General features: G+C 63.1%; 28 protein-coding genes and 1 pseudogene. 21 read left to right on the forward strand and 8 right to left on the reverse strand.

Annotated elements, in window-relative coordinates; genetic code table 11:
• Window positions 1-24: 24 nt before the first annotated feature.
• The 4 genes from DSHI_RS02440 (at window position 25) to DSHI_RS02455 (ending at window position 3,248) form a co-directional block, all read left to right on the forward strand.
• Entirely contained in the window at window positions 25-570 is a 546-nt protein-coding gene (locus DSHI_RS02440) for a c-type cytochrome, methanol metabolism-related (protein ID WP_012177155.1), read from the forward strand.
• Window positions 554-1,402 (forward strand): substrate-binding domain-containing protein, encoded by an 849-nt coding sequence (locus tag DSHI_RS02445; protein WP_012177156.1) that lies wholly within the window; start codon window positions 554-556, stop codon window positions 1,400-1,402. Before DSHI_RS02440 ends, DSHI_RS02445 begins: the two co-directional genes overlap by 17 nt.
• On the forward strand, window positions 1,399-1,947 hold the full coding sequence (locus DSHI_RS02450; RefSeq protein WP_012177157.1) for a PQQ-dependent catabolism-associated CXXCW motif protein: 549 nt from the start codon (window positions 1,399-1,401) through the stop codon (window positions 1,945-1,947). The genes DSHI_RS02445 and DSHI_RS02450 overlap by 4 nt, the downstream gene beginning before the upstream one ends.
• Window positions 1,948-2,207: 260 nt before the next feature.
• The gene (locus DSHI_RS02455; RefSeq protein ID WP_157865199.1) at window positions 2,208-3,248 is read left to right on the forward strand and encodes a hypothetical protein; all 1,041 of its coding nucleotides are present in this window, start codon (window positions 2,208-2,210) and stop codon (window positions 3,246-3,248) included.
• 51 nt (window positions 3,249-3,299) lie between these two features.
• On the opposite strand, the gene DSHI_RS02460 is transcribed toward DSHI_RS02455, so the two are convergent.
• The 3 genes from DSHI_RS02460 to DSHI_RS02465 form a co-directional block, all read right to left on the reverse strand.
• A complete protein-coding gene (locus DSHI_RS02460) occupies window positions 3,300-4,112 on the reverse strand; it encodes a quinoprotein dehydrogenase-associated SoxYZ-like carrier (RefSeq protein ID WP_012177159.1) in 813 nt (270 codons plus the stop codon).
• Window positions 4,113-4,433: 321 nt separating this feature from the next.
• The gene (locus tag DSHI_RS22200) at window positions 4,434-4,583 is read right to left on the reverse strand and encodes a hypothetical protein (protein WP_157865202.1); all 150 of its coding nucleotides are present in this window, start codon (window positions 4,581-4,583) and stop codon (window positions 4,434-4,436) included.
• Window positions 4,580-5,065 carry a DUF3280 domain-containing protein gene (locus DSHI_RS02465; protein ID WP_012177160.1) on the reverse strand — a complete coding sequence of 162 codons (486 nt, stop codon included), beginning with the start codon at window positions 5,063-5,065 and terminating at the stop codon, window positions 4,580-4,582. The genes DSHI_RS22200 and DSHI_RS02465 overlap by 4 nt, the downstream gene beginning before the upstream one ends.
• A 158-nt stretch (window positions 5,066-5,223) precedes the next feature.
• Between DSHI_RS02465 and DSHI_RS02470 the strand changes: the two genes are divergently transcribed.
• The 4 genes from DSHI_RS02470 to DSHI_RS02485 are packed head-to-tail and all read left to right on the forward strand — an operon-like array spanning window position 5,224 to window position 8,164.
• Entirely contained in the window at window positions 5,224-6,411 is a 1,188-nt protein-coding gene (locus DSHI_RS02470; protein WP_012177161.1) for an ABC transporter substrate-binding protein, read from the forward strand.
• Window positions 6,412-6,438: 27 nt separating this feature from the next.
• Entirely contained in the window at window positions 6,439-7,410 is a 972-nt protein-coding gene (locus DSHI_RS02475; RefSeq protein WP_012177162.1) for a YVTN family beta-propeller repeat protein, read from the forward strand.
• A 49-nt stretch (window positions 7,411-7,459) separates the two neighbouring features.
• Window positions 7,460-7,897 (forward strand): cupredoxin domain-containing protein, encoded by a 438-nt coding sequence (locus tag DSHI_RS02480; RefSeq protein WP_012177163.1) that lies wholly within the window; start codon window positions 7,460-7,462, stop codon window positions 7,895-7,897.
• Between the two features lie 18 nt (window positions 7,898-7,915).
• Window positions 7,916-8,164, forward strand: a complete 249-nt coding sequence (locus DSHI_RS02485) for a PepSY domain-containing protein (protein ID WP_012177164.1) — start codon at window positions 7,916-7,918, stop codon at window positions 8,162-8,164.
• A 1-nt stretch (window position 8,165) separates the two neighbouring features.
• On the opposite strand, the pseudogene DSHI_RS23085 reads toward DSHI_RS02485, so the two are convergent.
• From DSHI_RS23085 to DSHI_RS02500, 4 genes and pseudogenes are all read right to left on the reverse strand, one after another.
• Window positions 8,166-8,659, reverse strand: a pseudogene (locus DSHI_RS23085) (IS30 family transposase); the annotation flags it as partial.
• A 70-nt stretch (window positions 8,660-8,729) separates the two neighbouring features.
• Complete coding sequence (locus tag DSHI_RS02490) at window positions 8,730-9,836, reverse strand: hypothetical protein (RefSeq protein ID WP_157865205.1); 1,107 nt, start codon at window positions 9,834-9,836, stop codon at window positions 8,730-8,732.
• A gap of 109 nt (window positions 9,837-9,945) precedes the next feature.
• On the reverse strand, window positions 9,946-10,299 hold the full coding sequence (locus tag DSHI_RS02495) for a hypothetical protein (protein WP_012177166.1): 354 nt from the start codon (window positions 10,297-10,299) through the stop codon (window positions 9,946-9,948).
• A 20-nt stretch (window positions 10,300-10,319) separates the two neighbouring features.
• Window positions 10,320-11,570 carry a hypothetical protein gene (locus tag DSHI_RS02500; RefSeq protein ID WP_012177167.1) on the reverse strand — a complete coding sequence of 417 codons (1,251 nt, stop codon included), beginning with the start codon at window positions 11,568-11,570 and terminating at the stop codon, window positions 10,320-10,322.
• Window positions 11,571-12,779: 1,209 nt separating this feature from the next.
• Here DSHI_RS02500 and DSHI_RS21610 point away from each other — a divergent pair.
• The 6 genes from DSHI_RS21610 (at window position 12,780) to DSHI_RS02525 (ending at window position 17,778) form a co-directional block, all read left to right on the forward strand.
• Window positions 12,780-13,277 carry a YbaN family protein gene (locus DSHI_RS21610; RefSeq protein WP_083768347.1) on the forward strand — a complete coding sequence of 166 codons (498 nt, stop codon included), beginning with the start codon at window positions 12,780-12,782 and terminating at the stop codon, window positions 13,275-13,277.
• 142 nt (window positions 13,278-13,419) lie between these two features.
• Window positions 13,420-14,403 carry an ABC transporter substrate-binding protein gene (locus DSHI_RS02505; RefSeq protein ID WP_012177169.1) on the forward strand — a complete coding sequence of 328 codons (984 nt, stop codon included), beginning with the start codon at window positions 13,420-13,422 and terminating at the stop codon, window positions 14,401-14,403.
• Between the two features lie 58 nt (window positions 14,404-14,461).
• Window positions 14,462-15,286, forward strand: a complete 825-nt coding sequence (locus DSHI_RS02510; RefSeq protein ID WP_012177170.1) for an ABC transporter permease — start codon at window positions 14,462-14,464, stop codon at window positions 15,284-15,286.
• The gene (locus DSHI_RS02515) at window positions 15,283-16,032 is read left to right on the forward strand and encodes an ABC transporter ATP-binding protein (protein WP_012177171.1); all 750 of its coding nucleotides are present in this window, start codon (window positions 15,283-15,285) and stop codon (window positions 16,030-16,032) included. Before DSHI_RS02510 ends, DSHI_RS02515 begins: the two co-directional genes overlap by 4 nt.
• Window positions 16,029-17,309: an NnrS family protein gene (locus DSHI_RS02520; RefSeq protein WP_012177172.1), complete on the forward strand. Its 1,281-nt coding sequence runs from the start codon at window positions 16,029-16,031 to the stop codon at window positions 17,307-17,309. The genes DSHI_RS02515 and DSHI_RS02520 overlap by 4 nt, the downstream gene beginning before the upstream one ends.
• A gap of 58 nt (window positions 17,310-17,367) precedes the next feature.
• Window positions 17,368-17,778, forward strand: coding sequence for a hypothetical protein (locus DSHI_RS02525; protein WP_012177173.1), 411 nt, complete (start codon window positions 17,368-17,370; stop codon window positions 17,776-17,778).
• Between the two features lie 206 nt (window positions 17,779-17,984).
• Here the strand turns inward: DSHI_RS02525 and DSHI_RS02530 are convergent, their stop codons facing one another.
• Complete coding sequence (locus DSHI_RS02530; RefSeq protein WP_012177174.1) at window positions 17,985-20,003, reverse strand: 4Fe-4S dicluster domain-containing protein; 2,019 nt, start codon at window positions 20,001-20,003, stop codon at window positions 17,985-17,987.
• Window positions 20,004-20,123: 120 nt separating this feature from the next.
• On the opposite strand from DSHI_RS02530, the gene DSHI_RS02535 reads away from it, so the two are divergent.
• From DSHI_RS02535 to DSHI_RS02565, 7 genes are all read left to right on the forward strand, one after another.
• Window positions 20,124-20,837 (forward strand): biotin/lipoate--protein ligase family protein, encoded by a 714-nt coding sequence (locus DSHI_RS02535; RefSeq protein ID WP_157865208.1) that lies wholly within the window; start codon window positions 20,124-20,126, stop codon window positions 20,835-20,837.
• Window positions 20,834-21,391, forward strand: a complete 558-nt coding sequence (locus DSHI_RS02540; protein WP_012177176.1) for a DUF6505 family protein — start codon at window positions 20,834-20,836, stop codon at window positions 21,389-21,391. The genes DSHI_RS02535 and DSHI_RS02540 overlap by 4 nt, the downstream gene beginning before the upstream one ends.
• Window positions 21,388-22,401 carry a DUF6352 family protein gene (locus tag DSHI_RS02545; protein ID WP_012177177.1) on the forward strand — a complete coding sequence of 338 codons (1,014 nt, stop codon included), beginning with the start codon at window positions 21,388-21,390 and terminating at the stop codon, window positions 22,399-22,401. The genes DSHI_RS02540 and DSHI_RS02545 overlap by 4 nt, the downstream gene beginning before the upstream one ends.
• Window positions 22,401-22,937 carry a DUF3305 domain-containing protein gene (locus DSHI_RS21235; RefSeq protein WP_012177178.1) on the forward strand — a complete coding sequence of 179 codons (537 nt, stop codon included), beginning with the start codon at window positions 22,401-22,403 and terminating at the stop codon, window positions 22,935-22,937. Before DSHI_RS02545 ends, DSHI_RS21235 begins: the two co-directional genes overlap by 1 nt.
• Entirely contained in the window at window positions 22,934-23,545 is a 612-nt protein-coding gene (locus DSHI_RS21240; RefSeq protein WP_012177179.1) for a DUF3306 domain-containing protein, read from the forward strand. The genes DSHI_RS21235 and DSHI_RS21240 overlap by 4 nt, the downstream gene beginning before the upstream one ends.
• 115 nt (window positions 23,546-23,660) lie before the next feature.
• Window positions 23,661-24,323 (forward strand): TorD/DmsD family molecular chaperone, encoded by a 663-nt coding sequence (locus tag DSHI_RS02560; protein ID WP_012177180.1) that lies wholly within the window; start codon window positions 23,661-23,663, stop codon window positions 24,321-24,323.
• A 58-nt stretch (window positions 24,324-24,381) separates the two neighbouring features.
• The gene (locus tag DSHI_RS02565) at window positions 24,382-24,591 is read left to right on the forward strand and encodes a hypothetical protein (protein WP_012177181.1); all 210 of its coding nucleotides are present in this window, start codon (window positions 24,382-24,384) and stop codon (window positions 24,589-24,591) included.

Here is a 24,591-nt window from a genome sequence, read left to right on the forward strand (position 1 = left end):
AACCTTTAAAATTGAAAGGCCAGCATGATGATGCGCTCCGCAGCCCCCCTCGCGATAGTCGCAGCCGCCACGGCCGCCCTGACCGCGACAGTTGTTTTCGCGGCAAACTGGTCCGATCAGGATGTGGATCCTGAAGGGGACTATCCGGAAGTTCCGGTCGCCTATTCCGAGGGTGGCCGCTATTTCACCGAAGACGATATCCCGACCTTCAACATCGCCGAAGACGGCACCGTCGACTGGCTGACGTTCAACGGTTTCCGCCGCTATCATGCCGAGTGTCATGTCTGCCACGGCCCGGACGGCGAAGGGTCGACCTATGCGCCGAAGATCAAGAATTCCGCCATCCACATGGGCTATTACGACTTCTACGATGTCGTGGTGAATGGCCGCGCGGTTGGCAACTCCGTCATGCCCCATTTCGGCGACAACAGGAACGTGATGTGCTATCTTGATGATATCTATGTGTATCTCAAAGCACGCGCCGTGGATGCCGTACCGCGCGGTCGCCCCGCCAAAAAGGAAGCCAAGAGCGACATGATCCGCGAGGAAGAAGATGGCTGCATGGGCTGATGTGCTATGCAGATTGACCGTGACCCTGTCGGTCGGGCTGGCAATTTCCTCCGGAGGGGTCGCGGCCCAAACCTCTGATCTGGTATCGACAAACGCCCTGCGGGTCTGCGCGGATCCCGCGAACCTGCCGATGTCCGCAAAGACCGAGGATGGGTTCGAGAACAGGCTGGCGGAGTTAGTTGGATCGAAACTGGAATTACCGGTCCAATACACATGGTATCCCATGGCCACGGGGTTTGTGCGTAACACGCTCAACGCCAAGAAATGCGATCTGGTGATTGGCTATGCACAGGGCCATGAGCTGGTGCTGAACACCAATCATTACTTCACGTCCGTCTATTCCCTTATCGTTCCCGCCGAGGGCGATCTGGCCGGCGTGACCTCGCTCGATGATCCGTCCCTGCAGGGGCGGCGGATCGGGATCGTCGCGGGCACGCCGCCCTCGGCCCATCTGGCACGCAACGGGCTTGTGGGAAAAGCGAAGGCCTATAACCTCGTGGTGGATCGTCGCCACGAGAGCCCTGCCGTTGATATGCTCAATGATCTGGAGGCGGGCGACATTGACGCCGCGATCCTTTGGGGCCCCATTGGCGGACCACTGGTCAAACAGCACCACCCCAACCTCAAACTGATCCCGCTGGTGAACGAGACCTTGCCGCCGCGGCTGTTCTTTCGGATCACCATGGGGGTCCGCCAGGGCGAAAAGGTTTGGCAACGCAGGTTGAACTCCCTCATCCGGCGGCATCAGGACGAAATAAACGCCGTGCTTTTCGAGGCGGGCGTGCCGCTGGTCACTGATCTCGGCAAGGAAGTGATCGAGCCACCACAATGATCCGGAGGCTGGCCCTTCTGCTGTGGCTGCCGCTGGCGGCCGCTGCGCAGCCGGTGCCGGAGCCCGAAGACTACAGAATGGATCATTACCGCGCTCCGGTTCCGGCAACCCTGAGTGGGGCGGCGGTCGTGGGACCGGAAGCTGCTTATGCCCTCTGGCTCGGAGGCGAAACGGTATTCATCGATGTGATGCCCCAGGCACCGAGGCCCGCGAATTTGCCAGAGGGTACGCTCTGGCGGGACAAGCCGCGCTATTCGATCCCGGGCTCCATATGGTTGCCCAACGTGGGCTATGGTGCGTTGGCCGAGATCACGGAGCAGTACTTTCGCGATGGCCTCGCGCGGGCCACCGGGGGTGAGAAGACGCATCCGATCCTGCTGTTTTGTCTCGAAGATTGCTGGATGAGCTGGAACGCTGCGAAGCGCGCGCTCGCTTGGGGTTATACTGCGGTTCATTGGTTGCCAGAGGGCAGCGATGGCTGGATGCTTTGGGACTATCCGCTGGAGCGTATCACTCCTGAAGAGCCGCAGCCTCAATCGAACTGAGATCGCGACGGGAAAACATCTGCAAAAAGGCAAGCCCGGATGAGGCTGAAATGGTAGGCTGACGGGCGAAAACACAACGAGATTCGTCCAACCTGGCACGCTTGCCGGGTTCGCGGGGCGGGGGGGGAAGAACATTGGAAGACAAAAAGATATTCGCCGCATTCGGGGCTGTAATCGGGATTTTGCTCGTTTTTGCCGTTGGACGCGGCCTTTCGGGCGGGGACGATACGGCAGCCCTGCTGGATGCACGGACCGCGCCGTTGACCGAAGCAGTCGCCGATCTCGAGAGCCGGTTGAACGCGGTCCAATCCCGCCTCGATGGCGAACTCGTGAAGGTACAAGACGCCATGGATAGCAGACTTGCGGACCTGCAGGGTGCAGTAGATGCGCTTGTGGATCAGGCATCCGGTGCGCTGGCCGAAGAGGATCTGGCGGCGTTGCGCATACGCCTCGAAGAACTGGCGATGCAATCCGGCGATCTAAGCGAAATGGTCGCCGCGTTGGGGGCCGCAAGCCCGCCTGAAAAGACCCTGGCGCCTGCCAACGAGCAGGCCAGCGCACCGGCAAACGAACCCGCTGAAGAGGAGGCACCGGGTGCGCCCGGACTGATGCCGGGGCAGACCGCGCTTTTCGCGGATGGCGCCGTGCGGGTGTTCGTCTCCCGGCTCGACCCGGGGGCCAACAGCCTGCGCGCCTCGATCAACGGAGACCGCAAGACCCTGCGCGAAGGGATCTGGCGCACCGTTGCATCGGGCGATGGGCATTGCCGCATCACCCTGGAAGGCCTGTCCCGCAACGGCGCCTCGATCTCCGCCCTGTGCGGCGATGAACTGCCCGCCGCAGAAGGGATCAGTCCAGGTGAGACCACTATTCTCAATGATGGCAGTCTGCGGGTCTTTGCATCTCGAGTCACAGAGGACGCAGCGCGTCTGTCGGTCAATGGCGAGAAAGTTGTTCTGGCCGCCGGCGATCGCGCCACGGTGATGGCGGGCGCGCAAAGCTGCCGCCTGACGCTAGCGCAAGTGGATCGCGGTCATGCAACGGTCGGGGCTGAATGCACTGATGCCGTGTGGCAGTCGGCGGAACTGGGAGCCGGGGAAGCCGCCATTCTGGGCGACGGGGCCGCGCGTGTTTTTGTCTCGTTGGTGCAACCGGATGGTACCGCACGGATCGCGGTCAACGGCCTTGCGCTCAGTACTGCGCAAAGCGGTCAGACTACCGCGATGGCGGATAACTGCGATCTGACCGTGGGTGATGTTTCTCGCCGCGCGGCGCAGTTCAGCTTCGCTTGCTACAATTGATGCCGAGCCCGCCGGGTTCTGAGCCCGGCGGCGTCTTTTCCTGTGTTCGGGTCAGTACCCGGCGAGCTTCTGATGCAGCTTGCTGACCGTGCCGTCGGTGTCGGTCATGGTGACGTCGACCGATCGGGAGCTGCTCGGTATTGAAAGCCCGACACGCGGGTTTTCCGAAAGAGAGATCGATCCCGTCATCTCGACGAACCCGGATTCATCGAGGTCGATATCGATACTTTCGACATAGCGCATCGGGATGAAGAGCAGCGAGATCTGGTCCCTCTGCATACCCGAATGGGACGGGTGTGAAATATCCACATCCATGCGCGACAATTGCGAGGCGAAGCTGATCAACTCTCCTTCCGCGATGCCGGGCAACGCACTGCCAAGAGAGACATCAATCTCGCCCAGCGACGTCAGTGCCGCAATCGGATCGGTCCCCGGCGGGGCGGCACACGCACCGGTGCCCGAGGTCTTCACGAAACTCTCTTGCACGAAGAGTCGCCCATCGCTGGTTTCGGCTACAACATGCAAGGGCGTCGGCCCGTTCACGCGCATTGTCACGTCAAAGAAGAAGCTCGGCTGCGGGTCCTTGAGCTCGAACACGGCAGAGACGGGCATGGGGTTCTCGTCGAGCACGACCCAAACCTTCGATACCTCGGTTCCCAAGGGCGGAATGATCTGAGCTGCGAGATCCGTGCGGGCGTCGTCCGGAGTGCGGTAGGGGGCATCGATGGCGATGACCTTGGCACCGTCCAGCAACAAGCGGTCTCCATAAAGCGCGGCTCTGATGTCATCCCATGCCTCCGCCCCGGCAAGCGCAGGCAGGGCGGTACAGCACAAAAGGGCAGTCGTCAGGGTCAGGCGGGTCATTTCGTTCCTCCCAGAACAAAAGCACCAATGGTGCGTGGGCCGTCTCACGTAATGACGGAGGGTAGCACGGCAGAGGTTTTTGCGTCGATATCGATCACCGGGATCAGATTTCCGTTTTTTGCAAGTCGCAAATGCAACACTGCGCGTCGCCACTGGTGCGGTGGCGGGGCACCGAGCCGCAAACAGGTCAGAACCCGGGGGCACCAAAGCGCTCCGTCACCGCGTCGAGTCCCATCAGAAGGCCCCTGTCACCGCCGCGATCGCGGCATCGCCATTCGGGTGCTTGGTCGAGACGACGGTCGGCTGCGAGGGTATTTTTGTTCAGTTGCCGCGCACCGCCCAGACTTCTGCGGGAACGGCGGCCATCTGCGTGGTCAGGCTGACCGTCTGGCATCTCAGTTCATCGGCCGTGGCGAGACAGGGCAAGAGCACCGCGGTCACCCAAGCCAGCATGAAGTTGCACTTTCTCATTTTTCGTCCTTGAAAATGCGATTGTTCAAGATATAGCGCATGCCGCGGGACCAGCTGTCATCTGTGTTGCCCCGGATGTCGACGACGCCACCTTTGACCAGATCCCCGCTATTCGCATCGCGCAGCTGAAGGTTCATGGTCAGAATAAGGTTCGACACTTTCTGCACCTCGCCCACTAGGGAGAAACCCGCTCCCAAGCGTTGAGCGATCCGCGTGTCACAGCCATAGCATTTTGCAAGATTGGCGACTCGGTCGATGGCCACCTTTTCCGGCGCCAGATCAACCAGCTCATAGCCTTCGGCTTGGAACCTTTCCGCGACAACCTTTTCGAGAGCCTCGAGCCGCGCAGCCTCCGCAGGGTCAGGGCCCAAGGCGGCAGTTTGCGGGGACGTATCGAGCATGGTTAGCCCAAAGAAGGCCACCTTGTCCTGCGCCGCCGCGCAAGTCGTCCAGAGCAAGGTGACCAAGAGGATCTCTTTCATGTCCCTGTTCTTAAAAAATAAGAGTTACGTGTGAGGATCTGACTGTTAAGCTTTGAAGGCAACCACGCCAAAGGTATCGGCCTGGGACCGCTCGTACCCGAGAAACCAGGGCAAAAAGAAACCTGGTGTCTCGGAATGTCGGGCGAGGGGAGGACATCGTGAGACTTTTGCTGGCACCGCTCTTGGCCGCCTTCAGCTTGCTGACATCTGCTCCGGTTGCGTTGGCCATTGACGTACGGGCTGCCGTCTTGAGGGTCGATTATCAGACCCTGCTCCCGATCAGCCGGTATGACCTTCGGCCCGAGGATCTGGGCTTTGCCGGCGCGGCACTTGCTGACGAAGATAACGGGACAACCGGCAGTTTTCTGGGCCATACCTACGAGACGCGCGCCGTAGCCACCACGGCCGCAGATGCAGGAGAGGCGCTTGAGGCGTTGCTGGCCGAGGGCGTGGATATCATCGTCATTCTGGCCCGGTTTGAGGACCTTTTACGTCTGACGGATCGCGCCGCAGAAGCCGGAGCACTCGTGTTCAACGCCCTCGCTCCGGACATGGCGCTGCGGGATGATCAATGCCGCGGAAACTTGCTTCACACGGCCCCGAGCCGCAGAATGAACACGGATGCAGTGGCGCAGTTTCTGGTCTGGAAGCAGTGGAAGAACTGGTTCCTGATTTCGGGCTCAAACCCAGCCGATGTCGCCTTGGCCGACTCTTACCGGTTCTCGGCCCGCAAGTTTGGCGCGCGCATCACCGAGGAACGTGTGCTCGAGTACTCGGGCGGGTCCCGCAGGACGGATTCTGGCCACGTCCTGGTTCAGCGGCAGTTGCCGAACTTCACCCAAGGCGCTGCGGGCCATGACGTGCTCGTCGCCGCCGATGAGACCGACTACTTCGCCCGCTATCTCAGTTATCACCTCTGGACGCCGCGCCCTGTGGCTGGCTCGGGCGGGCTGGTGCCAACCACGTTTCACGGAGCGCATGAAGCCTATGGCGCCACGCAGTTCCAGACCCGCTTCGAGGCACTGGCCGGGCGCTATGCCAAGCCCGAAGACTACAACGTTTGGCTCGCTTTGCGGGTGGTCGGCGAAGCCGTGACCCGTGCCAATACGGCCAATCCCATGGAATTGCGCGACTACGCCATTTCGGACGCTTTCGAGCTTGCCGCTTTCAAGGGCCAGAAAGTGACTTTCCGCGACTGGAACGGCCAGCTGCGTCAGCCGATCCTACTCCACGATGGCAGCATTACCGTCAGCGTAAGCCCCCAGGACGGCTTTCTGCACCAGCACTCTGCCCTCGACACACTCGGCCTGGACGAGCCGGAATCGGCTTGCTCCGCTTTCAAATGAACCGCCTTTGAACCCATGGAGGGCCCCATGAAAACGATCCTTCTTTCCGTCGCCATTCTGGCGCTGGGCACAGCGCAGGGCCTTGCCGGCAGAGCCTTCGTCTCGAATGAACGTGGCAACACGATCACTGTAGTGAATACCGACACGTGGGAGGTCGAGACCGAGTTTTTCGCGGGAAACCGTCCCCGTGGCATCACCGTCAGCCCGGATGAAAAGGTGATCTATGTTTGCGCGTCGGACGACAACCTGATCCGCGTATTCGACGCCACCACATACGAGGAATTGCCGAGCCTGCCGTCCGGCCCGGATCCGGAGCTGTTCATTCTCGAACCTTCAGGCAAGCGGCTCTACATCGCGAACGAGGACGACAATCTGGTCACCGTTACCGATACCGAGACGCGTATGGTGCTGGCCGAGGTGCCCGTCGGCGTGGAGCCAGAGGGCATGGGCATGAGCCCGGATGCCAAATGGGTGGTCAACACCTCCGAGACCACCAACATGGCGCATTTCATCTCGACCGAGGACTACAAGATCAAACACAATATCTTGGTGGATCAGCGTCCGCGCTACGCCCATTACACCAGCGACGGCACCCGGCTCTTCGTCACCTCCGAGATCGGCGGGACAGTCTCGGTCATGGATATCGATGAAGACGGAGCGCCGACGGTTGTGGGCAAGATCAGCTTCGAAGTGGCCGGGCTTCAGCCCGAATGGCTGCAACCGGTGGGCGCGCGGGTGACCAAGGATGGCTCACGTCTCTTCGTGGCGCTCGGACCTGCGAACAGGGTCGCTGTGGTCGACGCGCGCAGCCTCGAAGTGCTCGACTACATCCTCGTGGGTCAGCGGGTCTGGCAGCTCGATTTCACGCCCGATGAAAAATACCTGCTGACCACCAATGGCAATTCCAACGACATCACAGTGATCGACGTGGAAAAGGAACGCGCTATCCGCTCCATCCAGGTTGGGCAACAGCCATGGGGCGTCGTGACCGTCAACTAAGTCCATTGCCCTGCGACGGGTCTGCCGTGCCCCAAAGAAAGGATAACCGATGAGACACCTCATATGCGCAGCCGCTCTTACCTGTTTCGGGGGGCCATTGGCTGCGGCGCCGCTGTGTGACGATCTGGGATTTGCCGGATTGTTGGCCAGCTGCAACCGGGGCGAGACGATCCAGTTGACCCTCGCTTCGGGCAAGCCCCTTGGCGAGGACGTGGTGCTCGAGTCCGGAGCCTATTACAAGCTCGAGATCACCGCCGACGGTTCTGCCGAGCTGGCGATCGAAGGACCCAGCTTTTTTCGGGCGATCTGGATGAACGAGATCGTCATCAATCAGATCGAGATCCGCCCCATGGCCATCGACTCGATCGAGTTCGACAAGGCCGGGGTCGCCGAGCTGTCGTTCATCGCGATAAAGCCTGGCCGCCATGTGCTGCGCATTCCCGGATCCACCGGGGAAAGCCAGTCCGTCACCTTGTCCATTCAGTAACCAACCAAGGAGCTTCACATGAAACCGATCCTAGCCTTCACCGCGGCCATGGTCGTGGCAAGCACGGGTTTTGCGAGCGAGGTCGATGAGGCCACCGAGATGAAGATCATGGCGATGCTGGCAGAGATGGAATGCCAGATGGATGCCGATGACATCGAGGTCGAAGACGATGGCTACGACCTGGATGACGTGATTTGCAAAGGTGGCAACCAATTCGACATCAAGCTCGACAAAGAGTTCAACGAAGTGTCGCGAAGAGCCGAATAGCCTATTGGACATACTTGAAACGCGACTCGTGCTCGGGTTTAGGGCAGGGGCACGGGTCGACTTCTTCCACCACCTTTTCGCAGAAGACCGCGGCTCGCATCTTCCGTCCGAGGCATTTCCCGGGTGTCGCGTTGGGGCGGTCACAGGTCATTTTCAATTCATGGTCTGAGACCGTCCGGATGTCGCGCTTGCGGAGGCGCTATCTTCGGACCCGTCGGTTTATGTTTCCGACGGTGCCATTCTGCCAAGTCAAAGATGGATCACAAAACCACGTCCAAGTGTCGATCTCAGACTGCAGGTGTGGCCAACTGACAAACTCGGTGCCGAGATCGCATGTGATGGATCTGCGCGCCAGATGGGGCAGAGCGCGCACGGCCTTCACGATTTTACCCTGGATCGTCTTTGTACGCTTTTTCGGGTTTTCGGAAGCACCGTGAAATGGCTAATACGCTCGACCAGAGACGTTGAGTTCGATCAACCAAGTCTCTGTCTGAAATGTGTGGACTGGTCATGGAATACCGGATCAACCACTGACATTGTCGCGGGGCCGCTACGCGGGTCACGATCAGTTGGGCTGCAACAATCGCACCCGGTCGTCGACATAGTCGTCCAGCACCAGCGGCAAGCCCGAGTCCTGCGCCAGGCGGACGCTTTGTTGCAGGTGACGGTAGCTCTGTGTGCTGCGCGGGACGAGGTCTAGCGCCTTAGCGAATGTCTCCGCCGCCGCCTCGTAGAGTCCGTTGCGCATCTGCGCCAACCCGTAGGCATCGAGAAAGACGTGGCTGGTCTGCCCGGTCTCCGTCTCCGACAGAGCGCCGCACCACTCAAGCGCGGCCTCGGCTGCCTCCCGTTGCAAATGTACCGCACACAGCCCGTAGAGGTACTGCGCAAGGGCACTGTCCCTGTCCGGCACGGTGTCGTCGACCTCTCGCGCAGTCGCGACGGCGGTCTCAAGATCGACGAGCCCCGCGTCCACGGTGCCGAGGGCGATCTGCTCGAACCCACGCCGCTGGTAGAGGGCCGCGCGCGATGCCTCCGGCTCGTCGGTGGCGAGGGCCAGCACCCGGTCCAGTGCCTGTTTGGCCGCCGCATGATCCCCCAGCATCGACAGGGCAGACGCCCGCAAATCGTCGATGAACCGGGGCGGGATCCCGCTGCCATCCAGCGACTCCAACTTCTCCAGCGCCAGGTCCGGGTAGCGCATGATCAGCGCAAGCTGCGCTTCCGCATGGACGAGATGAGCCATCTGGACGGCTTGCAGGTCCTTGTCCTTCGTCCGGCGCATCAGGGTGCGCACCCGTGCACAATCGCGCTGCGCCTTGGCGAGAAAACTGCTCGCCGCATGCAAACGGCAGGATTGCAGCAGCAGCCAAACATCATTCGGTCGGAATTCAAGCGCTGAGGCGATAGCTGCGAGCGATTGCTCGGAATTACCGCTCTGGGAATATGCAGTCGCTTTCTGTCCCAGCAGGTAGACCACCCACTGGGTGTCGATCCCGGCCGTGTCCTGCGCCTTGCGCAAATGGTCCAGCGCGTCCTTTGGGGCACCGGCATCGTTGTCCTGCTTGGCGCTCAGGATCTGGTTGCACACCTCCGGGTCGGAGGTGCACGCCTGCGCCAGAGCCGTCGCAGGAGCCCAAAGCGCCAGTAGCAGTACCAGCCGGATCAGCACTGCAACACGTTCGGCGGGCAGGGAGGCGGCGGCGCCGGAGGTTGCGCAGCGGCCATGAACCCGATCAGGCAGAGGAAAGCGGCCAGAATGCCCTGTCTCAAAATGTGTCTCATCTTGCACCTCCTGTGCTTTTGTTGGACGACAACCAGTCCTTGAGCAGGCTGGCGAATGTGCCGAAGTAGAAACCGATGATGATCCCGCCCCAGTTAACCAGCTGCTCCGGCGCGTTCTGATCGCTGTAGAAGGGCAGCAGCGCGGTTATGAAGATGATGCCGATCGCGATAGTCGAGGCCACGAGCGTCGCCGTGATCACCACGAAACGGCGCAGAAACCGGTCTTCGCTTTCTTCTTGCCCGGGCGGCGGGTCTGCAGTCGGGGACGGGACCGGGTCGATCGGGCTTTGTTCCACCGGTGTGGCGGGGCGCTTAGATGTCGACTGGGGTGGGGGCGTGTCTTCGGGCATGGGGCTATCCTTCCCTGTGTTCAATTGGTGACGACCGGCTGGTTGAGAATGTCCTCAGCCAGACGTACAGTGCGCGACAGCCCCGGAGAGGCGCTCACGACCGGCTCCATCGGCCCCGAGCGCGCGGCATCGAAAAAGCCCTGCCAATAAGCGCGCATCTCCGTATTCGCGGCCATGCGGGCGACAAAGGCGCCATCGGTGATGTCCCGCCCGGTCCCATATTCCGACAGGTCTTCCACCTTGACCCTGTAATCAGCGAGGAAGGTCTTCTTGCGCCGGTTTGGAAAGGACATGCCCTGGCTCTCGAACTCTTCCAGAAGCGCGATGAAATCCCCGATCACGGTAAAGCAATCCTCGGGCAGACCCAGCGCGCACTCCAGCTTGTAGTATTCCTGAAATGCACTGGCCACGGCGAAACGGTCCAACTCGGCAGCATGGGAAAACGCCAGTTCGACCGTGGCGTCGAAGAACTGCTGTGCCAGCTGATAATAGGTCAGATTGGGCAGAACCGGTTGCTTGGGTTCCGGGGCCCGCGTTAGCCAGAATCCCAGTCCGAAGAGCACATCGAACTGCGCCGCTGTCTCCAGCTCGGCAAACCGGGTGAAGCCGCGCCCGCCGACCATGCGCGTCGCCGCCAGACGTTGCAGGTCACCCACCAGGTCCGGCGGCAAACGCCCGTTGTCCCGGATCAGCTTGGACACCATCTGCACCAGAAGCTGGAAGTCCTCCGGGTCGGCTCGATCCGCCAGTAGGCTGCCGAGCACATTCAGCGTGTCACTGGCCTCGGATTCCGTGAAGCTGTTGCTATCCAGAAAGTCGAGAACTTCCTGCCGCCGCTCCCCATCATTGAAATACCGCCGCTCGATATACAGCGTGCCAACAGGCCAATCGCCGTCATGGCGATGGAAGTCATAAATCGGCGTTTCCAGAAAGTAACCTTCATGGAAAACCTTCAGGTAGACTTTCGCGGGAGCATAGATGTCGTCCAGCAGCATTGTCGAGAAATCGAAGAATTCCTCTTCCACCTTCTCGATCTTTTTGTGGTCCAGATCCACCATGTAAAGTCGCGTATCGAGGTCGAAATGCCGACCCTCGAAATTGATGATTCGGCGCAACTCCTCCGCGTCTTGCCAGGGAATGGGAATCGTCTCTCCGGCCGCATTGCGGACGAAAATCGTGCCTTTGATGCGGGACTTGTTGAACGCCTGCGCATCGAAACTGCTCGTAACGATTGAAATGCAGAGCGCGGAAATCACTACGAAAACGCGCATGGGGCCCCCTGAAAAATTGTGCTGTCAAAATCGAACTCGAATAAATACGATGATCCTACCGGATTTTATGGATTGTTTCAAGTATGGCCGCCGATTGCAGGGGCTATGGCGCTGCAAATAGGCCTTTTCCCGCCCCGCGCCGGTCTAATCTTGCGGCCGCGGGGGGCCTGCTCGGCGCATGACACACGACGGGGGGGCAGGGTCGTCGGTCAAGCCATGGTGATCATGGTGATCGGTTTACCCACTGTGCTTGCCGTGTAAGTCCTTGGGCTTCTGGTTGCGACTGTGTTGATGAGCGCCTTTGCCTCGCTGAGCTAGATCCATCTTGGTCGCACCCTGCTGCGACGGTCGCGCCTCCGGACACGCGCAGGAACGTGGTGCCGTCGGACTTGGTCACGGTGCCGCCGCTGCTACCATCCATGTCAAAGCTGCCGCTGTGACCTCGATCACAGCTAAAATGCCGTCGTCCAGATCGAGCGTGCCGCCCGCCACATGGGCTCACCTGTAAGCGCCCCTCTATCGACCACGACTGTGCCGCCATTGACTGCAGTGGTGCCACTGACCGTTGGCGTCATAATGTTGCCGTTTTTGACCAGCGCTGTCGCGACTCCGGCCCCAGACATGGTCTTGGTGCTCGCATTGGTAATCGTGCCCACCCTGCGCTTGATCGAGTCGTAGGTCTCAGTGGCCACACATTGATACCGATCACGTCGACATTACCACTGTTCAAGACCACCTGACCGCCATTTTGCGGGCTCACTTCTGACTGTGGGTCGGCTTTGCGATGCGGCGTGGAGACCCCGCATCCGCCTGCCGCGCCTTTTTAATCAGCACCGGCGCGCCAGCGCGTCCCACGGCCTGGCGGTACCTGCCGCCGTGCAACAGCGTCTGCAAAGCTAATCGGGTAGCGTGTCCTTCGCCCGGGACGGGGCGTCCATCGCGATCGCCTCGCCACTTGGGAGACTTCGCGGGACAACGGGCCTCGGCGACGTGCCTCTGCAGAACCTGACCGCGCTCTTGAGGACGCGCCGTCTGCCTCGGACATGCGACAGCTACCGGATTTCGATTGGGCGGGCCCGTTGCTCGATTGTTGCCCCAACACCGGTCATAACAAAACCTGAGTGAATTTATCAGGATTAAGGATCACCCAAGCGGCCCCCTTTAATCGATGTAACAGATATCAACTGAACAAGCGGCGCGCGAACGATCATGATACGGACCCGACTTGCCCTTGCGACCGCGCGCCAGCCCCTGTGGGTCGCGGCGGGTGTCATCGCCGTAATGGTCGGGTCGGTGGGCGCGGTCTTGCCAGTCCTGCCGACCACGCCCTTCGTCATCCTGGGCGCTGTCTGTCTGGGACGGGGATCACCGCGCCTTGCGCAGCGGCTGGAGCGGCACCGTGTGTTCGGCCCCGCGATCGCCGATTGGCGCGCCCATGGCGCCATCGCGCCGCGCGGCAAGGCTGTCGCCCATCTGATGATGGGCGCGGCGCTGATCGTCAGCCTGCTCGCGGGTGTGCCGGGGCTGGTCCTCGCGCTCCAGGCAATCTGCTTACTTGCCGCAAGCTTCTATATCCTCAGCCGCCCGAATGGGGGCCGAGACCTTCGAGAGCCAGGCGCCTTCGCAGCCCCAGCCAGATCCCCGCGCCCCTGTGGCGCTCGCCAATCTGGAGACTCTCCATGGACCACCCCTTCGCTCTGGCACTGAGACCGGCGCCCGCCATCCTCGCCGCAGAGGTCCGGTCACGCGCCATCCCGCCCTCCCTCTCAGCTGCCAAGGCCCGGCGCGGCGCCTGTTCCACCTATGTCGACACCGAAACCTCGGTTTCAGGCCTTCAGGAGCACTTGCAATGACTTTTCTTTCCCGCCGATCCACTCTCGCCCTGCTGGGCACGGCCGCTGGCGCCCTCGCCCTGCCCCGCAGCGCCGCGGCACAGCCGATCCCACGGCTGGCGCTCTACGGGCCGCCGGCCGGCCCCTCGATCACCTTGGCCCATGCGGTCAAGACCGGAATGCTGTCCGACATCGCCGAGGAGACGCTCTTTACCCCATGGCGCAGCCCCGACGAGTTACGGGCGGGGCTGACTTCGGGCGAAATCCTTGTGTCCGTGGTGCCGATTCAAGCGGCCGCGAACTTCTACAATCGCGGCTTCCCGATCAGGCTGGAAAACGCGATGACCAATGGCCTGCTCTACATCATCGCCGAGGAAACAGGGATCGCGACGATCCCCGATCTCGCGGGTCGTCACATCGCGGTGCCGTTCCGCGGCGATACCCCGGAGATCATTTTCAGCCAACTCCTCGACCATCATGGGATGCGTGCCGAAGATCTGAAAATCACCTATGCGGGCACGCCCACCGAAGCCATGCAATTGATGCTGGCGGGCCAGGTCGATGCCGCCCTTACCGCCGAGCCCTCGACCACCGCGGCGGTGCTGCGCGGGCGCGAGGCGGGCAAGCAGATCCGTCGCGCGATCAACCTGCAGGCCGTCTGGGGCGAGATGACCGGGGCCGCGCCGGTGCTGCCGCAGGCGGGGCTGGCACTGACGCCAACCTTCCTCGACACTTACGGTGACGCGGTTCCCGCCCTTCTGGCTGCGCTTGAACAGGCGACCGCCGACGTTCTGGCCAACCCCGAGGCAGCCGCGGCCCATGCCACCGAGGCGCTCGGCCTGCCCGCACCGCTTCTGGCGGCCTCGATCCCCAATTCGAACCTGGTCGCCCGTCCGGCCAACGAAGCGCGGGCCGACATCGAACGCCTGCTGGCGGCAATGGCGGGCCCGGATCTCGCTCGCATCGGCGGTGCGATGCCGGACGACGCCTTCTATCTGTAACCTCTCGCGCGGGACGGCCCCCAGTCGTCCCGCCCCCTCTTCTCAGGCAGGCCCGGTCATGTCTCATCTCCTCCTGATTTCCTTGGTGACGCGCGTCGGTCGCGTCGGGGCCTTTCTGTGGTCGGGCTGGGCCGGGCTGGCGGCCCTGGCTCTGCTCTTTGCGGTCTGGCAAGCCGGGCATGAGGCCTACGGGCCTTTCATTCTGACATCACCGCTCGACACCATGCAGACGGTCGCATCCCTCGCGGGCGACCCCGCAGCCTGGAAAATCGCCGCCCTGACGCTCCAGCGGGCTGTCAGCGGCTTCTTTCTGGTCGCCGCGGTCGGCACCGCGCTCGGCGTGGCAGCGGGCTATTTCCCGGCGGTCCTGCGTTTGGTCACACCCCTTGTCACGGTCCTGCTCGGTGTGCCGCCGATTGCCTGGATCGTGCTGGCGATGATCTGGTTCGGTGGCTCCGACGCGACGGTGCGCACGGTAATCCTGATCTCCGCCCTGCCGGTGGTCTTCATGGGTGCGGCGCGGGGTATCACGACCCGGGATCGGCTGCTCGACCGAATGGCCTCGGTCTTCGGCGCCGGGCCGGTGCGGCGGTTCATGACCATCGGCCTGCGGCAGACCACCACAACCCTTTTTCCCGCCCTCGCCCTCGCCCTCGGCACCGCCTTCAAGGTGGCGGTGATGGCCGAATTGCTGGCCAATGCGGGTGGCATCGGTGGGGCCCTCGCGGATGCCCGCATCAACCTCGATATCGGACTGGCCCTCGCCTGGGTGTTGATCGCCGTCGCTCTGCTGATCGTGGTGGAATACACGCTGGTCCAACCCGTCAAAGCCGAGATCGACCGCTGGCGGCACGCAGCCCAACCCTGGGGAGTGAAGCGATGACCACCCTGCAGCTCTCGGGCATTGGCCACGCCTTTCTGGGCCGTACCGTACTCGACACGATCGACCTGAGCGTGGCTCAAGGCGAGATCGTCGCTCTCGTCGGACCCTCCGGCTGTGGCAAATCCACCCTCGCCCATATCGCCGCCGGGTTGATCGAGGCCAGGGCCGGTCGGATCTCCCACGGTTACACGCGCCATGCGATGATCTTTCAGGACCCCGCCCTGATTCCCTGGGCCACGGCGGCGGGCAACATCGACTACGTGCTGCGGATGGCGCGGGTACCACGTGCTGCGCGCCCGACGCGCATCGCGCAGGCCGCCGCGCAGGTCGCGCTCCTGGCGGAGGACCTGAACAAATACCCGGTGGAGTTGTCCGGCGGCATGCGGCAGCGTGTGGCCATCGCCCGCGCCCTCGCTATCCGGCCCGATTTCATCTATTTCGACGAACCCTTCACCGCGCTCGACGTGGCACTGAGGCGCCGCATGCAGGATCTGGTCATCGCGACCTGCGCCGGAGGCCACCTGTCGGGTCTGTTCATCACCCATGACCTGTCCGAAGCTGCCCGGATCGCCCATCGCATCGCCGTGTTGGATACACATGGGCGCGGGATCCTCGGCCACCGGCCCCTTATCGGAAACCCGTGCGACCGGAGCGACGACGCGGTCTTCGACTGGGTCCAGACAGCCACCCACACGGATCCGATCTTCCGACACATCCACGATGTCGATGAAAGGCAGGTCGCATGAGTTGCGGCCCCGCCACCGGGCGCAGCCGACCCCTGCCCCGGGGTCCGCTCGCCACCCTCGGCGATGAGGGGTTTCGCCTGTTCTTTCTGCTGGGGGCGCTCTACGCGGCGCAGTTCCCCGCGCTCTGGGTCCTCGCATGGGGATTGGATCTGCCGATGGCGCAGGACGTGCCCCCGGCCCTCTGGCACGCCCATGAAATGCTGATCGGGGCGTTCGGCGCCGCATTGATCGGCTTCGTCACCACCGCCGCGCCGGAATGGACCGATACCGAGCCGCCACGGGGTCGCCCGCTCTGGGCGCTGGCGGGGCTCTGGGCGGTCGGGCGCACCGTTGGACTTTTCGGCTGGGATGCGTTCGGGGCCGTCGGCGCACTGGCGGATCTCGGCTGGATGTGCGCGCTGACCGTTTGGCTGGGGGTCCTGTCGATCCGCCGACGCACCGACCGGCTGGTCGCCTTCATCGCCTGGCTGGCGATCCTCACGGTCTGTACGGCCGTGGGCCACTTCGGCTTTGCCACCGGAAATCTCACTCTGGCAACCCAGAGCATTCACCTCGCCGGGTTCGCCCTTCTGGGGCTTCTGGGCCTCGCCTTGTCGCGGATTACCGCGCCAGTGACGAACCTCGTGCTCGATCCGACCGAGCGAACCTCGCCCTTCCGGCCCCATCCCGGTCGATTGCATCTTGCGCCCGGCCTAGTCCTCGTGGTGATGGCGGGCGACCTGCTCGGTGTCAGTCCCGCAGTCTCCGCCTGGCTATTGGTCGCCGCCGGGGCAGCGTTCATGGACCGCGTCGGCGAAGCTTTCATCGGGCGCGAGATTGCCATGGCCGAGATTCTCTTGCTTGCAGGCTCCAGCGCGCTGGCGGGACTCGGCCTCATCCTCGCGGGGGCTGCGCGTCTCGGGGCACCCTGGCCGGAGGTCACGGGGTTGCACATCGCCTTCATGGGCGGTCTCGGGCTTGGCGTCTATGCGGTCTACTGCATCGCGGGCCTTCTGCACACGGGCCGGCCGCTCGGCCTGTCGCGCGCTGCCCGGCTCGGCGCCGGGATGCTGGTCGCATCCGTCATGCTCCGTGTGGCGCCTGATCTCGGCCTGTCCCTGCCCCTTCCTGCGCCCGCGCTTGCCTCCGGGACCTGGACGGCTGCCTTCCTGCTGTGGGCGATAGCCTACTGGCCCGCCCTGTCCCGCGTCGCCCTGCCGGAAGGTCCGCCGGACCGGGCCGCGTCGAAACCTCACCTGCCCGCCGCACCCGTCCGGTTCCCCGAGGCGGCGGAATAGGATTCCTCATCGCGCCACCTGACCGGCAGCCGCAACTCCAACCGAAAGACTGGAAAAGATGCTGCTTCTACGACCCCTGACCGCGACGGTTGTCGAGGCGCTGATGCCAACCCTCGCCCTCGGCCAATCCGCCACCCCGGGCACCACCATCGAACTGGAACCGATCGTCATCGACGGCACCAGTGGCGCTCTGGCCACCGCCGAAGAGCGGCAGCGCGACACCCCGGGCGGCACGGACCTGCTGCGCGCAGAGACTTACCGCGACAAGGCGACCGTCACCTTGTCGGACGTGCTCGATGGTGCGCCGGGCGTGGTGGTGCAGGATTTCTTCGGCGGGTTCGATCAGCCCGCGTCCAGAAGCGCGCCTCGGCCCCGCGACAGAATCCTGTCGAGGTGGCGTTCTGTTCCTGCAGGATGGTCTGCCGCTGAACGGAGCTGTCGCTTCCTAGGGGTAGGACCGATTGATTAGGCCCTAACCTTCCATTCCACCGCTCGTTGCTCGCCCTTGAACCACAAGTGCTGCCGCTGAACAATGGGTCCTGACGCTACTCCTGGCTCCCCGTTTTCCAACCGGAGCAGTGGCACCATGCAAGAGGAGCGCTTCGAAGAAAAAAGCAGTGCGCCTACAGGAGGCGTATACATCAATACCGGGGGGCCGCTGATCGCGCCACTCAGTTAGCTGTCCTCGTAACCGTCACCGTAATCGGCTTGCGTTCTGACTTTGCGTATCGTCTCGCCATGGGGGTCGAAGCCCTGGTTGACGATTTCCTGGACCCGGCAGTCTTCGCACATCGACAGAACCTTGAGTCGCGCGGCGCCGGTCTCGCCCTGGAACATCCAATGATCGACCAGGCGCGATTTGACCCGGTCGATTCCCGAGCGCGTCGCGAAGGCCTCGCCGCAGACCGTGCAGCAAAAGGGCGGCTCTTCGTGCAGGATCCGGCGCGGCGTGTCCCAGGCGGCGAAATCCAACTGCGGTGTCAGGGTAATGGCGGTTTCGGGGCAGGTCGCGGCGCAGAGCCCGCATTGCACACAAGCGCTTTCGGTAAAGCGCAGCATTGGCGTTTCCGGGTTGTCGAGCAATGCGCCTGTTGGGCAGACACCGGTGCAGGCCTGGCACAGCGTGCAGGCCTCGGGATCGACGGTCACGCTGCCGAAGGGCGCGCCTTGCGGCAAAGGCAGGGTTTGCGCGGGCTTTGGCGCGGCGCGGTTCATTTCGGCAAATGCCATGACCAGAAGACCGCGTTTGTCCGCGGGCGGCAGAAAGCTGGAAGGGGCCGCATGAACGGCGCTCTTGGGCAGGACGTCCAACGCCGCTTCCAAGGCGTCCGGATCGTCCGTTTCGATCAGGGTTACGGGACCATGGCCCATCGCCTCCGCTACGCCCGTGACAAGCTCGATCCCCGCCCGCAATCCGTCGACATCATGGAGGGGTTTGGCGCGCCCCAAAAGCGCGACGGCACCCGCGCCATAGGCGAAAGCGGCAGCCAGAACTTCGGGCCCGGCCTGCGTGATCTCGTTTAGCCCGAGAGGGATGACATGGGCGGGCAGGCCGTTGCCATAGCGGCCCGACGCGTTGATCAACGGCTCCCCGTGATCCGCGTCGTGCAGCAAGATAACCGGTGCCGTCGTCCCGCCCGCATCGTGCCATGCCTTCAGGGCCGCGCGCAGACGTGCGGCCACCGTTGCCACATCGGGCAGGGCATATGCGGCCGCCCCCGTCGGGCAGGCCGCCGCGCACTGGCCGCAACCGGCACAGATGGCGGGATCTATCTGGACGCTGTCGCCATTTGGGGTGATCGCGCCGGTCGGGCAGAGCGACAGGCACCTCGTGCAGCCGGTGATGCCGTTGCGCGAATGGGCGCAAAGATCGGCCAGAAAGTCGATATATACCGGCTTGTCGAAGGTCCCCACCATCTGCCCCGCCTTCGCGATCAGGTCCGCGACGGCCCTGGGGTTCTTCGGATCGGCGCGAAGATACCCCGGTCGCAGGTCATGTGCCGCGAAAAGCGGCTGGGTGCCGGTCAGATCGACCACTAGATCCGCCCGTGACACGGCGCCGTCCCGCGCGGCCTCGAACTTCAGCACTTCGCGCGACGAGGGCGACGGGGCTGCGTAGTCATCGACAGTGAGCGTGAACGCCCCCAGATGACCCAGGGCGGTCCGGATGCGCCCTTGCAGAACCGGGAAACGGGTTTGCATGGGCGGGGTGATCTGTGAACCGGGCTGCATCAGGACCGTGATGTCGAGATGTTCGGACAGGGCGTCTGCCGCCTCGATCGCGACCTCGTCGCGGCCCAGGATCAAGGTCACGCCAGTGCTGTCCAGCGTAGTGACGCCGAAGGGGGCCGGGGCAACGGCCGCGGCTGCGATCATGGCGGCCATTTTCGGGCCGCTGGTTGCCGCCTGGGCGGTCCAGCCCGCGGTTTCGCGGATGTTCGCAAAGGACAGGGGCAGATCGGGTGCCTCGTCTGCAGCGACTTCCGAAAACAGCGGGGCTTCTTGCGTGCAGGCCACCGTCACGGGCAACCCCTTGGCCAAGGCCGCCCGGAAATTATCGAGGTTCGCGCGGCAAAGCTGGTTGACCGAACCGCCCGCGGCACAGCCTGCCTTGGCCAAGGCTCCCTCGTCGGGCGACATGGTGTTTTCGCAGGTGCAAGTCAGGATGGTCCGGTTTGCGTTGGCTTTGATCATGTGTTTCCTGGTCCGATCGAGATGTCTTGGAACAGCCTCCAATGACTTGTGCAGTCTTGTAGTAGGCAACAAGTGCGTTACACTCAATTGAAACACCTGATGTTGCAAGGACAAGCCGCCGTGCTCGACGATCATTCTGCGCCGCGCACCCTTGTGCTGCCGCCGCCCTACACGGCGCATTGGCTGGCAAAGGGTGACGCCTTGGCGCACGCCTGTCACTTGGCCCCTGAGCATGGGGCGGGAACGCTTGTATGGCATGCAAGCAGCGGAGGACACATGCCGGGGCGTTTTGATTTTGCAGTTGTGCTGGAGCCGGAAACCCCCTTGACCGAAGCCCGCAAGGCCTTCGTGCTGGGTATGGTGGCCTTGGGCGAAGCGCTGGCGGCGCATTGCCCGCCCGAGCGCGCCGTGGAATTCGGCTGGCCCGGCGAGCTGCGTCTGGATGGTGGCCGTCTGGGCGGCATGCGCCTGAGCGTGGCGCCGGACACGGCCGAGGAGGCGGTGCCGAACTGGATGGTTCTGGGGGTCGAATTGATCGCAGACCGCGATCATCTGACGGCACCGGGCAGCAAGCCGGAGTCGCTGTCCCTGAAAGAGGAAGAATTTCTGGACCCGCCTGCGGTTCTGGAGAGTTTTGCCGCTTACCTGATGCTGAATTTCGACCGGCTGAAGCATGAAGGCTTCGATGCCGTTGCCACGCGCTATGTCGGCAGGTTGACGTCAGAGGGCACGTTGACCGCAGAGGGTGATTTGCAAACGGCAGACGATTTGGCGGCGTTGAAAGATGCGCTTGCCGTCGCCCCGTGGCGCGACGAGACGGGGCCGAAGCTGTGATCCGCCTGCCGCGTACCATCCAGCTTGATCGCTCCGACACCGTGATCTTTGCGCCCGCGGCCAGTCCCGGTGAGTGGGCCGTCACGGGCACATTTCTGTTTGCCGGCCGCGATCCCGAGAGTTTGAGCCGCAAGGAACAGATCGCCTTTCGGTCCGGTTTCCTGGGGGTCGAGAGCTTTGGCTGGTCGACGCTGGTCACGGTCACCCTGGCCCGCCAAGAAGACCGTGACGACATGGTTGCGACACTGGCCCGGCAGTTCGTGGAACAGCTGGGCGCCCCGAGCCTGGCCGCAGCCACGCCCGCCGCCGCTGAAGAGGTGAGCCTCGCGGAGGATTTGTGCCGTGGTCACGGTGAGGGGACGCTGATCGCGCTTCATCGCAGCGCCGATGAACGCGGGATCCGCGAGCAGTTCCGCACTCTGAAGCCGCGCGAGACGACGGCCTTTTCCGCCAGCTATCTGGGGGGCCATGACAAGGCGTTCCACATGGTCGAAACCGACGAGGACGAAGCGTTCGACCTTGCCGCTTTTGCCGAAGAAAAGGGAATTACATGAGGGAGTTCTGGGTCGCTTCCGGTCATCATTTGACGCGGCTTGACGCGGCGGGTCGCATGCAGGTGACGGACGAGTTGATCCTTGCCTGGCTGGCGCGACCCGAGATCGTGCCGCCGCCCGAGGCCTGTGCTGCCGAGCGCGCGCTCCATGCGCGGCTGCTGGCGCATCCGCAAGTGACCGTTTCGAGCGTCGAGTGCGCGAATATGCAAGATGCCGATGCCCGGGAGAATTGGGGCTTTCTGCTCACACTGCGCGATACGCTGCTGGCCGCAGGGTCGATCGAAGACGGCTATCTGGAGCTTGTGCGCAAGCGCGTGCGCCTGCCGCATCTGTTCTACGACCAGTTGGTGCAACTCATATTGCGCAATGCGCTCGAGGGTTGCGAAGACGTACATACCCTGCGCGCGGCTGAGATGCTTTTTCGTCCGCAGCGCGCCTATCTGCAAGATGGCGGGTTGATGTTGGCCGACGATGAATTGGTGACCGAGCTTGAGGGCGAAATACACAGCAATCCGCTTTTTGCCATGATGGATGGCGGGGTGGACTCACTGGATGTGCTGAACGAGGCAAATGCCTGGACCTATTGGAGCCGGTCCGATGCCCATACGATGGCGCTGCCGTTCGGCGCCGACCCCAAGGCGCGCGCAGGTCTGGCCGACGCGATTGCGCGGTTCGTGAGCCATCTGCTGGGCAAGGCCGTCAGTGTTGTGCCGCTTAAGACGGCGGACGATGTCGATCTGCAATGGTTTGTCGGGCTAGACGAGGCAGGCACGAAGGTGGGCAATGCGCTTTGGAATGGCGAGGCGCCGGTTCCCACGCTCGTCGGCCTGTTTGCCCTGACCTTCGAGACCCCCGATCGTGTGCTGCCGCAGATCGGGACGCGACCGGTGTTTCTTCTGATGGGGCTGGATGGCAGCAATGTGATCCGGTTCAAGCCGCAGAACCTGGTGACGGGTCTGCCGTTGATCGACGACAGGGATGCGTTTGCGGCCGTGATGGGGACAGCCTGATGCCGCGTGAAGTGATCCGTGTCGCCGTGGTGGGCGTGTCGCATCCGCCGGCCAACAAATGGGCCAAGCGCGTGGTGCGGCCTTCGGCGCTCATGGCCGAGCTGCCCGCCCTCGACATGGGGGCGCTGATGTCGGAGCAGGGGGATGTGCGCGCCTATTACATGGGCGATCATGCGGTCGTTCTCCACTCGGGCGAGACAAGGCATTACATCGACAACCTGCGCGCCATGCGGCCGTCGCTCTGGGTGTCGTGTGATGGCGATGAGGTGCGGTTGGTCACCGCGGATCCCTATGAGGGCGAGGCGATGGCCAGCGATCCCGAGCGGGTCGTCGAAGCGCTTGCCATGCCGCGTGCGGTGGTAGCCAGGATCGAGGCCTTTATCGAGGCCCATCATGTCCACGAGGAGTTCCACAAGCGCAAGCGCGTGCCCGCCACGTCCCAGCATGACCCGCGCGCGCCACGGGTGTTGTCGGACAATGAAAAATGGGTGCAGACACGGGGCAAGGCGGGTTTGCCGCCGAAGGGGGCTGGATGACGGATCCCGAAGCGAGCAGACTAAGCCGCTGGTCGCGCAGAAAGCTCGAGGCGAAGCGCCAGGCCGAAGTTGCCGATGAGGTGGCCGACACAGCAGCGGTCGACGCCGTGGACGCGGTCGAGGAGGACCCGGACCTGATCGCGGCGCTGCCCTCGCTGGACGAGATCGAGGTCGGGTTCGACATGACGCCCTTTCTGGCCAAGGGCGTTCCGGCGCACCTGAAGAACGCGGCGTTTCGCAAGTTGTGGCAGGCCAGCCCGGCGGTGCGCGATTACCTCGATCCTGCCGTGGACTACGCCTGGGACTGGAATGCGCCCGGCGGCGTGCCTGGCGGCGGCGGGGCGTTGTCGGAGCAAAGCGTGGCCAAGATGGTCAAGGGGCTCATTGGCGAGCGGTCCGACGATGCGGAGGAGTTGATTGCCGAGGACACGACAGGGGAGGAGGCCGACCCTGCCCCCGAAACCGATCAGCCCGAAGCATCACCAGTTGCGGTGCGGCGGGACACGCCATCTGAGCCGGAACACAAGGAAAAACCAGACGCGCCGCGCGCCTTTGATCGCGTGGCTCAGTTGCCGCTGCGTCGCCATGGAGGCGCCATGCCGGAATAGTTGTGCAAAGACAGCGCGACGGCAGTGCTACAAAAGATTGCTAAACGCCTGAAACTGTGGAATCGTTCCATTCGTAAGCGGTGCCAGGCAAAAGTTCCAACAGCGGGGAAAGACCTTGTCGACAGCGAGCACGGCTCAGGCCAAGCCAGCAAAGTCCGAATATGAGATGCTTCGCGCCCAGCAATGGTCGCTGATTGCATCGCTTTTGGTTGCGCCGCCGGATAGCGATGCTTTGTCGGCTCTGGCGGGTTTGACCGGGGACGACACTGCCCTCGGGCAAGCCTACGGTGTTCTGGCCGATACAGCCGGGGCGGCAGACGCAGAGGATGTCGCGCGCGAATTCTTCGAATTGTTCGTCGGTGTCGGGCGCGGTGAATTGCTGCCCTATGCTTCGTTTTACCTGACGGGGTTCCTGAACGAACGACCGTTGGCAGATCTGCGACGCGATCTTGCCATGATGGGTATTGAGCGCGTCGAGGGGCGGTTCGAGCCGGAAGATCACATCGCCAGCATTGCAGAAGTGATGGCGGGGCTTGCGGCCGGTGATTTCGACGCCAGTGTGCTGGGTTGTGGCGCGGCTGGGGAGGCCGGTTTCTTTGCGCGGCATCTGGAACCTTGGGCGGCTCAGTTCTTCGATGATCTGGCCGTTGCACCGAGCGCGCGCTTCTACCGCAGCGTTGCCGAGGTTGGCCGCATCTTCACTGACATCGAGACTCGGGCATTTGCCCTCGAGGCGAAAGCGCACCGCGCCTCGGGGTCAGGTGTGGCGAAATCATAAGCAGCTCACCCGCAGACGCGAAGTCCGGGTGCTGTGGAACGACTAACGGGAGGTTACCATGTCTGATAATACCAAGAGAGAACGGGGCATCGGACGGCGCGGGTTCTTCGGCGCTGTCGCCGCCGCGGCCACGACCAGTGTGATCGCAGGGGGCGCACGCCCCTCCTTTGCCGAAGAGGTCGGAGACGAGCGCACCAAACAGCGCTACCAGGAAACCGAGCACGTCAAAGCCTTCTACCGCACCAATCGCTATTACAAGGGGTCGTAA

The sequence above is a fragment of the Dinoroseobacter shibae DFL 12 = DSM 16493 genome (genome assembly GCF_000018145.1).
GTDB lineage: Bacteria > Pseudomonadota > Alphaproteobacteria > Rhodobacterales > Rhodobacteraceae > Dinoroseobacter > Dinoroseobacter shibae.

Coding starts and splice junctions, on each gene's coding strand:
- DSHI_RS02475 (WP_012177162.1), top strand. CDS start 6,439: ATGAAAACGATCCTTCTTTCCGTCGCCATTCTGGCGCTGGGCACAGCG.
- DSHI_RS02510 (WP_012177170.1), top strand. CDS start 14,462: ATGTCTCATCTCCTCCTGATTTCCTTGGTGACGCGCGTCGGTCGCGTC.
- DSHI_RS02450 (WP_012177157.1), top strand. CDS start 1,399: ATGATCCGGAGGCTGGCCCTTCTGCTGTGGCTGCCGCTGGCGGCCGCT.
- DSHI_RS02465 (WP_012177160.1), bottom strand. CDS start 5,065: ATGAAAGAGATCCTCTTGGTCACCTTGCTCTGGACGACTTGCGCGGCG.
- DSHI_RS02565 (WP_012177181.1), top strand. CDS start 24,382: ATGTCTGATAATACCAAGAGAGAACGGGGCATCGGACGGCGCGGGTTC.
- DSHI_RS02460 (WP_012177159.1), bottom strand. CDS start 4,112: ATGACCCGCCTGACCCTGACGACTGCCCTTTTGTGCTGTACCGCCCTG.
- DSHI_RS02500 (WP_012177167.1), bottom strand. CDS start 11,570: ATGCGCGTTTTCGTAGTGATTTCCGCGCTCTGCATTTCAATCGTTACG.
- DSHI_RS02520 (WP_012177172.1), top strand. CDS start 16,029: ATGAGTTGCGGCCCCGCCACCGGGCGCAGCCGACCCCTGCCCCGGGGT.
- DSHI_RS02445 (WP_012177156.1), top strand. CDS start 554: ATGGCTGCATGGGCTGATGTGCTATGCAGATTGACCGTGACCCTGTCG.
- DSHI_RS02525 (WP_012177173.1), top strand. CDS start 17,368: ATGCTGCTTCTACGACCCCTGACCGCGACGGTTGTCGAGGCGCTGATG.
- DSHI_RS02495 (WP_012177166.1), bottom strand. CDS start 10,299: ATGCCCGAAGACACGCCCCCACCCCAGTCGACATCTAAGCGCCCCGCC.
- DSHI_RS21610 (WP_083768347.1), top strand. CDS start 12,780: ATGATACGGACCCGACTTGCCCTTGCGACCGCGCGCCAGCCCCTGTGG.
- DSHI_RS02440 (WP_012177155.1), top strand. CDS start 25: ATGATGATGCGCTCCGCAGCCCCCCTCGCGATAGTCGCAGCCGCCACG.
- DSHI_RS22200 (WP_157865202.1), bottom strand. CDS start 4,583: ATGAGAAAGTGCAACTTCATGCTGGCTTGGGTGACCGCGGTGCTCTTG.
- DSHI_RS02485 (WP_012177164.1), top strand. CDS start 7,916: ATGAAACCGATCCTAGCCTTCACCGCGGCCATGGTCGTGGCAAGCACG.
- DSHI_RS02480 (WP_012177163.1), top strand. CDS start 7,460: ATGAGACACCTCATATGCGCAGCCGCTCTTACCTGTTTCGGGGGGCCA.
- DSHI_RS02515 (WP_012177171.1), top strand. CDS start 15,283: ATGACCACCCTGCAGCTCTCGGGCATTGGCCACGCCTTTCTGGGCCGT.
- DSHI_RS02545 (WP_012177177.1), top strand. CDS start 21,388: ATGAGGGAGTTCTGGGTCGCTTCCGGTCATCATTTGACGCGGCTTGAC.
- DSHI_RS21235 (WP_012177178.1), top strand. CDS start 22,401: ATGCCGCGTGAAGTGATCCGTGTCGCCGTGGTGGGCGTGTCGCATCCG.
- DSHI_RS02530 (WP_012177174.1), bottom strand. CDS start 20,003: ATGATCAAAGCCAACGCAAACCGGACCATCCTGACTTGCACCTGCGAA.
- DSHI_RS02505 (WP_012177169.1), top strand. CDS start 13,420: ATGACTTTTCTTTCCCGCCGATCCACTCTCGCCCTGCTGGGCACGGCC.
- DSHI_RS21240 (WP_012177179.1), top strand. CDS start 22,934: ATGACGGATCCCGAAGCGAGCAGACTAAGCCGCTGGTCGCGCAGAAAG.